This window comes from Streptomyces sp. NPDC017246, from assembly GCF_044331325.1.
Lineage (GTDB): Bacteria > Actinomycetota > Actinomycetes > Streptomycetales > Streptomycetaceae > Streptomyces.
In genome coordinates this window covers 76,068-89,637 of record NZ_JBIRMW010000012.1, presented here as the reverse complement: position 1 = coordinate 89,637, position 13,570 = coordinate 76,068, and the positions used below count along the sequence as shown (strand labels likewise).

The window sequence follows — 13,570 nt, the reverse complement described above, 5'->3', positions numbered from 1 at the left end:
CCTCCTACGTCAACTCCCCGCGGAAGGTCCGCGGTTGGTCGGAAATCTAAAACCGAGCGAGCGCTCGGTCAATATTTTTGGCGGCACTGTCGGGAACCCGGCCCCCGCCTCCGCCCCGGGCGTGCGCCAGGCGCCGAAACCCGCTGATGGCGGGCATGGCACCTGGTTAGATGGAGGTCATGGCAGCATCCGCGAAGGACTCCCCGAACCAGGCCGCTTCCCCGGACCTGACCCGCCCGGCATCGCGGTCGCGGGCCTCGGCGAAGGGCGAGCAGACGCGGGCCCGGTTGATCGCGGCCGCGCGCACACTGCTGGCCGGCGAGATGAGCGAGCGGTTCACCACCCGCAACGTGGCGGCACTGTGCGGGGTCTCGCACGGAATGTGCCACTACCACTTCCAGGACAGGACCGACCTCGTCCTCGCCGTCATCGCGGACATCCGCCCCGAGTGGATCTCGCCCCTGGAGGAGGCGGTCACCGCCACCGGCACCTTCGCCGAGCGCGCCGGGCGCGTGCTCGATCTGCTCGACAGGCCCGAGGGAACGGACCTCGCCCACCTCCACTCCGCCCTCCACTGGCACGCGTTGAACGACGACCGGGTGAAGGAGTCCCTGGAGGCGGAGTACCGGCGCTGGCGCGCCTGCTTCGTCTCCCTGTTCCAGGTCCTGGCCGACGAGCGAGGTGGCGGCCTGGACCCCCGGCCGCTGGGCGAGGCCGTCGCCGCGGCCGTCGACGGACTGGCCGCCGTGGAGTCCCTGGACGCCGACGTCGACGCCGGGGCGGTGCTCCGGACCTTGGTCCGCACGCTCGCCGCCGGTGCCTGAAGGGGCCTCGACCGCGTTTACAGCGCCCGGCGGGCGGCCGCGATCCGCTCCGGATCCCAGCCCGGGCGGGGGACGGACTCCAGGAGCAGCCGGGTGTACGGGTGCTGCGGCGCGGCGAGCACCTCGGCGGTGGGCCCCGCCTCCACGACGGCGCCGTGGCGCATCACGATGACCTCGTCGGTGACACACCGGACCACACCCAGATCGTGGGTGATGAAGAGGTAGCCGATCGAGGTCTGCTCCCGGATGTCGGCGAGCAGGTTGAGGATCTGCGCCTGCACGGACACGTCGAGCGCGGCGACCGCCTCGTCGAGGACGAGGACGGCCGGCTCCACGGCGAGGGCGCGCGCGATGGCCACGCGCTGCCGCTGGCCGCCCGAGAGCTGACGGGGCAGCACGTCGGCGGCCCGGGTGCCCAGGCCGACCTGGTCGAGCAGTTCCCGGATCCGCTTGGCGTGGTCCCGCTCGGGGAAGTGGAGTCGCAGTGTCTCGCGGAGGGCCGCTTCGACGCTGGTCCTCGGGTCGAGGGACAGCAGGGGGTCCTGGAAGACCATCTGGACCTCGCGGGCGCGGGCGAGGCGCTGCGCGCGGCCGCGCTGTCGATCGGTCCGGGACCGGCCGCGTACATGGACATCGCCCTCGTCCGCGCGCTCCAGGCCGACGACGATCCGCGCGGTGGTGGTCTTTCCGGAGCCGGACTCCCCCACGATGCCCAGGGAACCGCCGTGCGGCAGGGTGAACGACACGTCGTCCACGGCCCGCACCGTCCCGTAGGTCCTGCGCAGGCCCTTGACGACCAGTACGGCATCGGACTTCTCGCCGTACCACGTGTTCCCGGTGTTCTCGGTGTTCCGGGTGTTCTCAGGCATCGACGGCGCTCCCTTCGAGCCGGTCGCTGTGGTGGCAGGCGGCCTGGTGTTCGGGTCGGCCGGGGGCGGGCAGCGACAGCGGGGCCTGCTGGTCGCAGAGCTCGGTGGCGAGCGCGCAGCGGGCGGCGAAGGCGCAGCCGGTGAGTGTCACCCGGAGGTCGGGGGGCTGGCCGTCGATGGCGGCGAGCCGGCCCCGCGGGTTCTCCAGGCGGGGGGTGGAGGCGAGGAGAGCCGCCGTGTAGGGGTGGCGGGGGTGCGCGAAGATCTCTTCGGCCGGTCCGCTCTCGACGATCCGCCCGGCGTACATCACGTACACGCGGTCGCTGATGGCGGCCGCGAGATCGAGATCGTGGGTGACGAAGAGCAGCCCGGTGCCGAACCGCTCGCGCAGCCTGCCGAGGAGGGCGATGACCTCGGCCTGGGTGGTGACGTCCAGGGCGGTGGTGGGCTCGTCGGCGAGCAGGAGGGCCGGGTCGCCCATCAGCGCGGCGGCGATCATGACGCGTTGCAGCATGCCGCCGGACACCTGGCCGGGGTACTTGGCGAGCGCCGCGCTGTCCAGGCCCACGGCCTCCAGGAGTTCGACGGCGCGGGCGGTCGCCTGCCCGGCGGTCATCGTCCCGGTCGTGCGGACGCTCTCGGTGAGGAAGTCGCCGATGCGCCGAAGCGGGTTGATGGCCGCCCGCGGGTCCTGGAAGATCATGGCCGCGGTGCCGGTGCGCAGCGTGCGCAGGCGGTCGTTCTCCAGGGTGAGGACGTCATGGCCGTCGACGAGGACGGTGCCCTCGGTGACGGCGCCCGGCGGCAGCAGACGCAGGGCTCTGCGTGAGGTGAGGCTCTTTCCTGAGCCGGACTCGCCGACGAGCGCGACGGTCTCTCCGGTGGCGACGGTGAGGTCGATCCCGTCGAGGACGGGGCGAGCCGTGCCGGGCAGGGTGATCCGGAGCCCTCGTATGTCGAGCGCCGGCCTGGCGGATGTGTTCATCGGTCTCTCCTGGCGACGCGGTCGGCCCAGCGCTCTCCGACCACGTTGAACGCGACGACGGTGAGCACGATGAAGACGCTGGGCAGGATCGCGGACAGCGGGTAGCCCTGCTGGACGGCGGTCTGCCCGTCGAAGACCATGCGACCCCAGTCGGGGGTGAGCGCCGGTACGCCGAGGCCGAGGAAGGAGAGGCCGGCGAGGTCCATGAGGGCGTAGCCGAAGTTGATGGTGGACTGGGCGAGGACGATGGGGGCGACGTTGGGGAGGATGTGGCGCAGGCAGATCTGGAGTGCCGAGTGGCCCTGGACCTGGTAGGCGCTGACGTACGGACGCGCGCGTTCGGCCAGCACCAGGGAGCGCGTCAGACGGCTGACGTAGGGCAGGTAGGCGACGGCGAGGGCGATGACCGGGGCCAGGAGCCCCTCGCCATAGATCGAGATGATGAGGATCGCGAGCAGCATCCCGGGGAAGGCGAAGACCAGCTCGGTGCTGCGGGAGAGGACCGAGTCGAGCCAGCCGCCCCGCCAGGCCGCCGCCGTACCGATCACGACGCCGGTGACGGTGGAGAAGAGGACCACGCCCAGCGGGCCGAGGAGCGATGTGCGGGCTCCGAGGAGCAGCCGGGACAGGGTGTCGCGGCCCGCCGCGTCCACGCCGAGGAGGTGTTCGGCGGAGGGGCCCGCGAGCGCGTTGCCGAGGTCGACCGCGTTGGGGTCGTACGGCACGACGAGGGGGGCGAGCAGCGCTCCGGCGACGACGAGGACGACGAAGCCCAGGCTGATGAGGTGGAGCGGTGACCGGGCCGTGCGGAGCTTGGCGAGGCCGGGCCGGCGGGTGAGGACGGCGGTCATGCGGAGGAGCTCCTCGATCCGAGGGTGATCCGCGGGTCGACCAACGGGAGCAGGAGGTCGACGATGAGGTTCACGATCATGAACAGGGCGACGATGATCAGCGAGATGGCTTGGACGGTCGGGAAGTCCTTGGTGGTCGTGGACAGCTCCAGGAGCTGGCCGATGCCGCCGATGCTGAACGCGGTCTCCACGAGGATCGTGCAGACCAGCAGGGTCGAGACGATCAGTCCGCCGGTGGTCAGGACGGTGCCCAGGGAGTTCCGGAACACATGGCGGCGGATCACCTGGCGCTCCGGGACGCCCCGGCTGCGGGCCACGGTGACGTGCTCGCCGTCGAGGGCTTCGAGCATCGCCGAGCGGGTGACGCGGGCGAGCATGCCGATCAGGTAGAGCGCGAGCGCGATCGCCGGGAGCGTCAGATGCCAGAGCTTGTCGAGGAAGCCCTCGCCCGCGCCGCCGCTCGGGAACCAGCCGAGCCGGACGGCGAACAGGGCCTGGAGGAGGACGGCCGCGACGAAGGACGGGGTGCCGACGGCGAACGTGGTGGTGACGAGGACGGCGGAGTCGGTGGCTCCGCCTCGTACCGCGGAGATCCAGCCGAGCAGCAGGCCGATGACCACGACCACGACCAGGGCCATCGCGATCAGCAGCAGGGTGGTGGGCAGACGGTCGGCGAGCAGCCGGGAGACGTCGGTGCGGTACGTGATGGACCGCCCGAAGTCGCCCTGGACCACGTCGCCGAGCCAGCGGAGGTAGCGGACGAGGAACGGCTCGTCCAGGTGGTACTGGGCGTTGATCGCGGCGAGCGCCTCCGGCGAGGCCGAGCGGCCCGAGAGCAGGAAGCTCGCGGGGCTGCCGGGGGCCAGGTACATCGCGCCGAAGACGACGAACGACGCGACGAGGAGGGTGGCCCCCATCTCGGCGGCCCGCCGGGCGGCGAATCTCAGGAAGCTCACGGCGCGGCCCCCACGTCGGCGGCCCACGGGTAGTACATGTACGAGATGGTGGTGGGCGCCCCGCTGATCCTCTTGTTGAGGAAGACGGCGGTGGGCCACTCCGCGACCGGTATCCACAGCAGCTGTTCGACGGCGTGCTTCTGCAGCTCCGCCTCGATGGCGAGGCGCTTGTCCGGGTCGTACACGGCGGTCGCCCGGTCGATGCCCTCGTCGTACTTCTTGTCGCTGTAGCCGGCGAAGTTCATGTAGGCGCCGGTCTTGAAGTTCTGCAGCAGGTCGATCGGGTCGGTGATGGAGTCGTAGTAGGTGAGCGGGAACATGTCGATGCCCTCGCGGGCCTCGGGGTCCGTGAACAGCGCGGTGAACGCGTTCGGGGCGATGGTCTCGAGCCGGATGTCGAGCCCGATCCGGGAGCCGGCCGCCTGGACGGCGGTGGCGAGGAGGGAGACGTCCTGGCCGATGGAGCTGGTGGCGACGGTGAGGGTCTTGCCCGTGGCGCCGGCCTCCTTGACCAGAGCCTTGGCCTTCTCGATGTCGGGCGTGAGCTGCGGAAGGCCGTCGAAGGCGTTCTTCCTGGTCTGCTCCGAGCCGGCCGCCCACGCGGCGCGGGTGGTGAGCGAGTTCGTGACGGTGCCCGCGCCGCCGAGCCCGGCCTTCACGAATCCGGAGCGGTCCAGGGCCATGGACAGCGCGCGGCGGACGCGGACGTCGCCGAGCGGCCCCTTCATGTTCGTGATGTTGACGTTGACCGTGCTGAGGCCCTCGCCGAAGTAGAGGGTGCCGACGCCGCTGGACTTGAGGCGCGCGTAGCTCTCGGTGGGGATGAGGTAGCCGCCGTCGGCCTCCCCGCTGAGCATGGCGTTCGTCCGGGAGGAGAGGTCGGTCATGAACCGGAAGAGCACCTTGCCGGACTTGGCCTTCTTGCCCCAGTAGCCGTCGAAGCGGTCGAGCTGGACGGACTGTCCCTTGTTCCACTCGCCGAGCTCGAAGGGGCCGGTGCAGGCGAGGCCGCCCGTGGTGCCGTAGTCCTTGCCGGCCGCCTCGACTCCGGCCTTGGAGGCCACGACGCCGGCGGCGGTCGCCATGTACTGGGGGAACTGCGAGTCGGGCTTCTTGAGCTTGACGGTGACCTGGAGCGGGCCGGTCTTCCGCACGGAGGCGACGTTCTGGAAGTTCTGCGCCCAGGCCGCCGCGTTGTCCGGGTCCGTCTGACGGCCGAGGCTGAAGACGACGTCGTCGGCGGTCATGGTCCGGCCGTCGTGGAAGCGCACCCCGGACCGCAGGTCGTAGACCCAGGTCTTCGGGTCGGGGTTGGTGGCCTTCTCGGCGAGTCCGGGTTCGAGGGTGAGGCCCGGCGTCCAGCGCATCAGGCTCTCGCACACGTTCGAGAGGATCGTGTTCTGCGGGTAGTCGAACGCCACGGTGTAGTCGAGCGTCGGCGGCTCCGCGTACACGGCCCAGGTGAAGGAGTCGATCTCGCCCTTGGCGGCGGGCGTGGTCTTCGAGAGGGAGAACGCGCCGGTGCTCTCCCCGCTCTTGGGCGGCCCCGAACAGGCCGTGACCAGGGCCGCCGCCGTCAGGAGGGCGGCCGCGGCGGCGCGGCGGCGCCCGGGCCGACGGCCGCGGCGCACGCCGGCACGTCTGCTGGCGCGGGGGGCGGGTGTGCTCATCGTCGCGCTCTCTTTCCGTACGGCCTGTGCGTACGCGATAGGGGGAGGCCGCCGGACCGCGGGGACGGTCCGGCAGGAGCGATCGGTCCGGTCCGGTTACGCGAGCGGGCGGGCGACGGGGATCTGCTGCGTGATGCAGTGCACTCCGCCGCCGCCGAACGCGATCGCCTTCGCCCGCACGCCGACCACCTTGCGGCCGGGGTGGGCCGCCGCGATCACCGCGAGGGCCGCGTCGTCCTGGGCCAGACCCGCCACGGGCACGACGACGCCGCCGTTGGCGACGTAGTAGTTCAGGTACGACACCTCGACCTCGTCGCCGGCCACATCGGCGAACGCGACCTGCGGGACGTCGACGATCTCCAGGCGCCGTCCCCGAGCGTCGGTGCTGGCCTCCAGAACAGCGCGGTTGGCGCGCATCCTGGCGTAGTCGGGGTGCTCGGGGTCCTCGGGCAGCGAGACGACGACCTTACCGGGGGCGGCGAAGGCGCAGACGCCGTCGACGTGGCCGTCCGTCTCGGTGTCCAGCAGGCCACCGTACGGAAGCCAGACAACCTTACGGACGCCCAGCCGGGATTTCAGCTCAGCCTCGATCTCGTCCCGGTTCATACCGGGATTCCTGTTGGTGTGCAGCAGGCACTGCTCGGTCGTGATCAGCGTGCCCTCGCCGTCGACCGTGATCGCTCCACCCTCCAGGATCATTTCGGAGGGGATGCGCTCCACCCCGAGGTGGGCGAGGAGCAGGGCGCTGATCCGGTCGTCGGAGTCGTAGGGGTGGTGCTTGCGGCCCCAGGCGTTGAAGCGGAAGTCGACGCCGGCGCGGCGCCCCTCGCCGTCCAGGACGAACAGCGGGGCGGAGTCGCGGAACCAGGAGTCGTCCAGCGGAAGCTCCACGACGGTGATCCCGTCGCCGCAGTGGGCGCGGGCGTCGTCGCCGTGGCCGGGCGGGGCGACCATCGTGACCGGCTCGAACCCGGCGATGGCCCGCGCGACGTTCGCGTACTCCTCCTTGACGTCGTCGAGCACACCGCCCCAGAGGTCGGGGCGGGTGGGCCAGGCCATCAGGCAGCCCTCGTGCTCGGACCACTCGGCGGGCATACGGAATGCGGTCATTCGAGATCTCTCTTCTCTCGCCAGAGATACCGGTCGGTGGCGGACGGGACGGCGCGCAAGGCCGAATCGAGCCAAGGACGGGTACGTGGTGGGTGGAATCTTCCCCTCGACTGAATTTTCAGTCAAGAGACAGTTCAGAGGTCGTCCACTCGGAAGCGGAACGCTGCGGATCAGAGGAAGTACAGACGGCTGAGGGAGACTGCCTCGGCCGGTTCGGAGCGCAGGGGCTCCCCGTCCATCGTGACGAGGCCGGTGCGGCCGTCGACCTGGACGTCACCGGTCCGGGAGTTCAGGAAGAGGTCGGCGGGGCCGATGCCCCGGGTGCCACGCACCGCGACCCGTCGCCTGCGGGTCGCCATGGCGTCGTACGGGCGGCCGAAGGAACCGGACTCCGCGGCGGCGCGGCTGACGAAGGCGACGGAGAGCTCGGCCGGCGTGGCTCCGTGCGCGCCGAACAGCGGGCCGAGGACGAGGGGCTCGCAGGTGTCGGTGGCGGCGTTGGGGTCACCGGTCACGCCGTAGGCGGGGAAGCCGTTCTTGATGACCATCTGGGGCTTGGCGCCGAAGAACGGAGGCCGCCACAGCACGATGTCGGCCATCTTACCGATCTCGATCGAGCCGATCTCGTGGGCGAGGCCGTGGGCGATCGCCGGGTTGATGGTGAGCTTGGCGATGTACCGGAGCACACGTGCGTTGTCGTCGCCCTGCCCGTCGCCGTCCAGCGGGCCGAGCTCGCCCTTCATCTTCCCGGCCATCGCGAAGGTGCGCCGGATCGTCTCCCCCGCCCGTCCCATGCCCTGGGCGTCGGAGGAGGTGATCCCGATCGCGCCGAGGTCGTGGAGGACGTCCTCCGCGCCCATCGTCCCGGCCCGGATCCGGTCGCGCGCCATGGCGGCGTCGCCGGGCAGGTCCGGCTTGAGCGCGTGGACGGAGACGATCATCCCGTAGTGCTCGGCGACGGCGTCGCGGCCGAAGGGGAGCGTGGGGTTGGTGGAGGAGCCGATGACGTTCGGGACGCCCGCCATCTTCAGGACGTTGGGTACGTGCCCGCCGCCGCAGCCCTCGATGTGGAAGGCGTGAATCGTACGGCCGTCCAGGACGCGCAGGGTGTCCTCGACCGACAGGCACTCGTTGAGGCCGTCGCTGTGCAGGGCGACCTGCACATCGTGCTCCTCGGCGACCCGCAGGGCGGTGTCCAGGGCCCGGGTGTGGGCGCCCATGTCCTCGTGCACCTTGAAGCCGGACGCCCCGCCCTCCGCGAGCGCCTCCACCAGCGGCGCCGGGTCCGAGGACGAGCCCCGGGCCAGGAAGCCGATGTTCACCGGCCAGGCGTCGAAGGAGTTGAACGCGTGCTTGAGGGCCCATGGCGAGTTGACGCCGACGCCCCAACTCGGTCCGATCTCCTGGCCGATGATCGTGGTGACGCCGCTCGCGAGGGACGCCTCCATGATGCGGGGCGAGAGGAGGTGGACGTGGGTGTCGACGGCTCCGGCGGTGGCGATCAGCCCCTCGCCGGGGATCATCGTCGTCCCCGTACCGACGACGACGTCGACGCCGTCGAGCGTGTCGGGGTTGCCGGCCCGCCCGATGGCGTGGATCCGGCCCTCGCGGATGCCGACCGACACCTTGCGGATGCCGAGGACGGCGTCGATCACCAGCACGTTGGTGATGACCACGTCGCAGGTCTCGCGGACGGCGGCGGCCTTCAAGTGCATCCCGTCGCGGGCCGTCTTGCCGAAGCCCGCGAGGAACTCGTCGCCGGGCTCCTGCGAGTCGGCCTCGACCCGGACGACGAGACCGGAGTCGCCGAGCCGGACCCGGTCACCGGCACGGGGCCCGTGGACGGTGGCGTACTCGTACGGGTCGACATGTCTGCTGACGCCCGGCTCGCAGTGATCGCTGTGACGTTTCTGCTTGCTCACGGGGTGGTTCCTTCCAGGGCTTCGGCGGCATCGTCGCGCGCGCTGTCCGCTCCGAGGTAGCCGCAGGCCGCCGCGCGCCGCAGGGCCTCCTCCTTCGCGCCGGGCGCGTCCAGCGGGCCGTCGACCAGACCCGCGAAGCCGATGGCGACGCGCGCGCCGCCGATCGGCACGAGCCCGACCTCCGCCGCGCCGCCCGGGTCGAAGCGGAAGGAGGCGCCGGCCGGGATGGCGAGCCGCATGCCGTACGCGGCGGCCCGGTCGAAGTCGAGGCGCGGATTGACCTCGAAGAAGTGGAAGTGCGAGGTGACGCTGACCGGCACCGCGGCGGTGTTGCGGACGGTCAGCGTCACGTCCGGCTCCCGCACCTCGATGACGTCCGACACGGGCAGCAGGGCGCCGGGGGCGGCGTCGTCGCGCTCGTGGGCACCGAACGGCTCGGCGATGGCCGCGAGCCGGGTGCCGTCGTCGAAGACCGCCTCGACCTGGACCTCGGTGACCACGTCGACGACTCCGGGCAGCACCTCGTCCGGGCCGAGGACCGAGCGGCCCCGCTCGATCGCCTCGGCCAGCCGCAGCCCGTCGCGGGCGGCTTCGCAGACCGTGTCCGCGATGAGCGCGGTCGCCTCGGGGACGTTCAACCGGAGTCCGCGCGCGCGGCGGGCCCGGGCGAGCTCGGCGGCGGTGAACAGCAGCAGGCGGTCCCGCTCGGTGGGAGTCAGCGGCACGACGGCCCCCGACCTCTTGGTCCGACGGGTGCGCCGGTCGACATCATGGTGTTCATTCCTTCTCCGGAAGGTGCGAGACGCCTGTGCGGCGGCGAGGCAGCCGCTGGGCGCCGGACCGGCCACGGCCCGGGGGCGGCGCGGCCGGCGATGGCCGAGGAGCTCTCGGCGGGCGGGGAAGCCGGCGGTACGGGATGCGGGAGCGGTCCGTACTCGGCGATGACCTCACTCTGACACTGACTGAAAAAACAGTCAATACATCGGAGAGGAACGCTCCACACCGGACCAGAAGAAGGAGCCGGAGAGCGAAAGCTCCGCGGCACGACACAGCACGGACAGGGAGAAGGAGCTGGCGGCGCCCGGGGTCAGCGGAGCCCGGCCAGCTCCGCTTCGACGGCGCCCCGCAGCAGTGCGCGCGCGTGGTCGATCCTGATCCCGCCGCCGAGCCACCTCATGCTGAGCCCCTCCAGGAGGACCGTGAGCCGCTCCCCCGCCGCGGCGAGTGCCGACGCCGACGCCATGGGCCGCACCTGACCGAGCAGCGCGGCGACGTCCTGGGCCCACATCAGGGTGGCCCGCGCGAGATCCTCGCGCAGCAGCTCGTCGAAGACGGCGCTCGCCCGCAACTCGCCCCAGGCCGCGCTGTTCTCCCGCACCTCGACGGTGTCCTGGAGCTCCAGGAGGAGTGTCTCCTCCAGCTCCTCCCGCGGGCTCAGCGGCGGGGCGTCCGGATCGCGGTCGCTCGTGTACCGCTCGGCGCGCTCGCTGATGAACTCCAGCGTGCGGCGCAGGATCCCCGCGCGGTCCTTGAAGTAGTAGTAGATCAGGGCCGTGGAGACGCCTGCCTCCGCGGCGAGCTCCTCCACCCGCAGCCCACGGATCCCGCGCCGGGCGATGACCCGCGCGGCCGCTTCGAGGATCTGAGTACTACGAGATGCCATGCGCGAACCCTACCCGGCGCCGTCCCGGCCGATCCCAGGGCCTCCGCGGCCGCCCGACCGGCACGGATCCCCCTCATCCCGCGCGGCGATAGCGGTCCACGACGACCGTGACGGAACCGCCGCCCGACGTCGCTTCGACCAGGCGCGCGATCACGATGTCCTTCTGGTCCGCGCTCCGCACGCAGAAGGGCCGTTCGTCGGCGAGCTCGGCGAAGGGCAGCGCCGTCACCGGTTCCGACTCGATCCCGTGTACGCACTCGGCCACACTGAGGCCGTCCCCGGACCCGACGAAGGCGTCGCTCTCCTCGGGCAGGACGAACGCGCCGTCACCGATGGCGAGGTACCAGGAAGCCGTGTCCGCGGGAACGACCTTGCCGGCCTGGATGTCGAACTCGTACGAACTGTCGGGCGAGGTGAGTTCGACACCGGCGTATCCCGGCACATAGCCGGCGGACGGCTTCGGCGCGGAGCTGGAAGGACCCACGGTGACGGGCGGACTCGACGGTTCGCCGCTGGCACCGGCCGGTTCCGTCCCCTCCTCCGGCAGATAGTCGAGGGAGTAGACGGCCGCCCCGCCCACGACGAGCGCGAGGACCGCCACCAGGGCCGTGAGCAGCAGCCGCCCACCGCGACGCGGCGCTCTGCGCGACGACGGGGCGTGAGCCCGGACCTCGACGGGACGCTCCGCCACGCCGCCGGACGAGGCCGTGCCGCTCGCGCCGGCCGAACCCCTCGCCGAGTCGATTCCCCGAGGGACGCCCTCCGACGGGAACGCGGTGGCCGTGGCGGTGGCAGTGGCAGTGGGCTGCGCGTACGACGGGGTCGGCCCCACGCCGTGCCCGGCGATGTCCGCGCTGACCGGGTGGGGCAGCCAGTCGTCGGCGAACTCCGGCCGCGCCCCCACGGCGGGGTGGGCGTGGACGGCCGCGATCACCTCGGCGGTCGTGGGGCGGTCCTCCGGACGCTTGGCGAGGCAGTGCCGCACCAGGTCCCGCAGTCCGGCGGGGACACCGGCCAGATCGGGCTCCTCGTGGACGACGCGGTACAGCGCCGCCGACTCCGGCCCGTTCCCGAAGGGCGGCGCGCCGCCCGAGACATAGGCGGCGAGCGCGCCGAGCGCGAACACGTCGGTCGCCGCCGTCGCCTGGATTCCCAGCGCCTGTTCGGGCGCCATGAAGGCGGCCGTCCCTATCCGCAGACCCGCCCCGGTCAGCGCGGCGGCGTCGGCCGCCCGCGCGATCCCGAAGTCGATCACGCGGGGGCCGTCCGAGGCGATCAGTACGTTGGCGGGCTTGAGGTCCCGATGGACGACGCCCACGCCGTGGATGCCCTGGAGCGCCTCCGCGATGCCCGCGACGAGCAGCAGCACCGTGCGGACCGGCAGCGGGCCGTGCCGCTGGACCACCTGCTGGAGGGTGGGCCCGGGGACGTATGCCGTCGCCAGCCATGGCGTGCGGGCGTCCACCCCGGAGTCGACCACCTGCGCGGTGAACAGACCGTGGATCCGCCGGGCGCTGGCCACCTCCTGGGCGAAGCGCTCGCGGAACTCGGGGTCCGCGGCGAACTCCGCCCTGACCGCCTTCAGGGCGATGGGACGCCCGCCGGGGGTGTAGGCCAGGTACACGACGCCCATGCCGCCCGCACCCAGCCGGGCGTGCAGGCGGTAGCCACCGATCTCGCGGGGGTCGTCGGGGGACAGAGCCGTGCTAGCGGGCTGTACACCGGGAAGCTGAGCGGACATGCGGCTGGCTCTTTCAGCAGGTGGAACGAAGCGGCGTACGGAATATCGCGAGTGAGGAGACGGGGTTCCGTCCCGGTACATCGGGACTCACTCACATGACGCTGTCCGCATCGTGCCCTTAACTAAAGTTTCAGTCAATGTGAGACGATGACCAGCGGAGACGGTGAACACCGTGAAGGCCGGCCGGAGGGAGTAGAGGGTGACCGACCGAAGAACCGCGATCCTGGAGGCCGCGGCCCGCACCATAGCCCGACGAGGGGTGCGTGGGCTCCGCACGGAGGAGCTGGCCGCCGAGGCCGGGGTGTCGACCGCGCTGGTCTACTACCACTTCAAGGACCGAGCCGGCATCCTACGGCACACGCTCGAGTTCATCACCGACCGGGCGAAGGCGCACTCCGCGGGACGGCGCCGCGCCGACGGGCCGTCGGACGCGCGGGACCTCCTTGAGCTGGCCTTACTGCTGGAGTTCCAGGACCTCCCCGAAGTCCGCGAGAACAGCACGGCGTGGGGCGAGCTGCGCGCCAGCGCGGTCTTCGAGCCCGAGCTCAGGGAGGCCCTGGCCAGGGCGGGTGCGGCCTGGGTCCAGCTGGTCGCGGAGCTCCTCGCTCTCGCCCGGCCGACCGCGAGCGCGGCCCACCTCGCGGCCCCGGCCGAGCCGGCGCCCCCTTCCGCCCCTGCGGCATCCACCGAGCCGGCGGCCTCCTCCGGCCCTGCGGCCCCCATCGAGCACCCCGCCCCTGCGGAGCTCACGGCCTCCGCCGAACGTCTGACCGCGCTGCGCGAAGGACTCAACGCGCGTCGACTCACCGGCATCCTGCGCCCGGACCACGCCCGCGAGCTGATGCGGGAGGCGATCGAGGTGGAACTCGCGCACCTGACCGCACGGCCACGCCCGACGGTGAGCGTCTGACCCCGGCACCGCCCCCTCCGATTCCGGAAGCGGCGGTGCCGGGTCGAGCCATCCGACTGATATCCCAGT

The 13,570-nt window shown here is 71.9% G+C and carries 12 protein-coding genes; 2 read left to right on the top strand and 10 right to left on the bottom strand.

Annotated features, from left to right (window positions below; genetic code table 11):
* The first annotated feature begins 179 nt into the window (after positions 1–179).
* On the top strand, positions 180–824 hold the full coding sequence (locus ACH4MY_RS26190) for a TetR/AcrR family transcriptional regulator (protein ID WP_398006159.1): 645 nt from the start codon (positions 180–182) through the stop codon (positions 822–824).
* Between the two features lie 17 nt (positions 825–841).
* Here ACH4MY_RS26190 and ACH4MY_RS26185 read toward each other — a convergent pair whose 3' ends face one another.
* The 10 genes from ACH4MY_RS26185 to ACH4MY_RS26140 all read right to left on the bottom strand — a co-directional run bounded on the left by ACH4MY_RS26185 (position 842) and on the right by ACH4MY_RS26140 (position 12,591).
* The gene (locus tag ACH4MY_RS26185; RefSeq protein ID WP_398006158.1) at positions 842–1,693 is read right to left on the bottom strand and encodes an ABC transporter ATP-binding protein; all 852 of its coding nucleotides are present in this window, start codon (positions 1,691–1,693) and stop codon (positions 842–844) included.
* Entirely contained in the window at positions 1,686–2,678 is a 993-nt protein-coding gene (locus ACH4MY_RS26180) for an ABC transporter ATP-binding protein (RefSeq protein WP_398006157.1), read from the bottom strand. The genes ACH4MY_RS26185 and ACH4MY_RS26180 overlap by 8 nt, the downstream gene beginning before the upstream one ends.
* On the bottom strand, positions 2,675–3,529 hold the full coding sequence (locus ACH4MY_RS26175) for an ABC transporter permease (protein WP_398006156.1): 855 nt from the start codon (positions 3,527–3,529) through the stop codon (positions 2,675–2,677). The genes ACH4MY_RS26180 and ACH4MY_RS26175 overlap by 4 nt, the downstream gene beginning before the upstream one ends.
* Complete coding sequence (locus tag ACH4MY_RS26170; RefSeq protein ID WP_398006155.1) at positions 3,526–4,485, bottom strand: ABC transporter permease; 960 nt, start codon at positions 4,483–4,485, stop codon at positions 3,526–3,528. The genes ACH4MY_RS26175 and ACH4MY_RS26170 overlap by 4 nt, the downstream gene beginning before the upstream one ends.
* A complete protein-coding gene (locus tag ACH4MY_RS26165; protein WP_398006154.1) occupies positions 4,482–6,155 on the bottom strand; it encodes an ABC transporter substrate-binding protein in 1,674 nt (557 codons plus the stop codon). The genes ACH4MY_RS26170 and ACH4MY_RS26165 overlap by 4 nt, the downstream gene beginning before the upstream one ends.
* Before the next feature lie 96 nt (positions 6,156–6,251).
* Positions 6,252–7,265, bottom strand: a complete 1,014-nt coding sequence (locus ACH4MY_RS26160) for an agmatine/peptidylarginine deiminase (RefSeq protein ID WP_398006153.1) — start codon at positions 7,263–7,265, stop codon at positions 6,252–6,254.
* A 170-nt stretch (positions 7,266–7,435) separates the two neighbouring features.
* On the bottom strand, positions 7,436–9,187 hold the full coding sequence (locus ACH4MY_RS26155) for an urease subunit alpha (protein ID WP_398006152.1): 1,752 nt from the start codon (positions 9,185–9,187) through the stop codon (positions 7,436–7,438).
* The gene (gene ureA, locus ACH4MY_RS26150; protein WP_398006151.1) at positions 9,184–9,912 is read right to left on the bottom strand and encodes an urease subunit gamma; all 729 of its coding nucleotides are present in this window, start codon (positions 9,910–9,912) and stop codon (positions 9,184–9,186) included. The genes ACH4MY_RS26155 and ureA overlap by 4 nt, the downstream gene beginning before the upstream one ends.
* A 362-nt stretch (positions 9,913–10,274) precedes the next feature.
* Positions 10,275–10,850 carry a TetR/AcrR family transcriptional regulator gene (locus ACH4MY_RS26145; protein ID WP_398006150.1) on the bottom strand — a complete coding sequence of 192 codons (576 nt, stop codon included), beginning with the start codon at positions 10,848–10,850 and terminating at the stop codon, positions 10,275–10,277.
* Between the two features lie 73 nt (positions 10,851–10,923).
* Positions 10,924–12,591, bottom strand: coding sequence for a serine/threonine-protein kinase (locus ACH4MY_RS26140; RefSeq protein ID WP_398006149.1), 1,668 nt, complete (start codon positions 12,589–12,591; stop codon positions 10,924–10,926).
* A 199-nt stretch (positions 12,592–12,790) separates the two neighbouring features.
* On the opposite strand from ACH4MY_RS26140, the gene ACH4MY_RS26135 reads away from it, so the two are divergent.
* A complete protein-coding gene (locus tag ACH4MY_RS26135; protein ID WP_398006148.1) occupies positions 12,791–13,501 on the top strand; it encodes a TetR/AcrR family transcriptional regulator in 711 nt (236 codons plus the stop codon).
* The last annotated feature ends 69 nt before the right edge of the window (positions 13,502–13,570 follow it).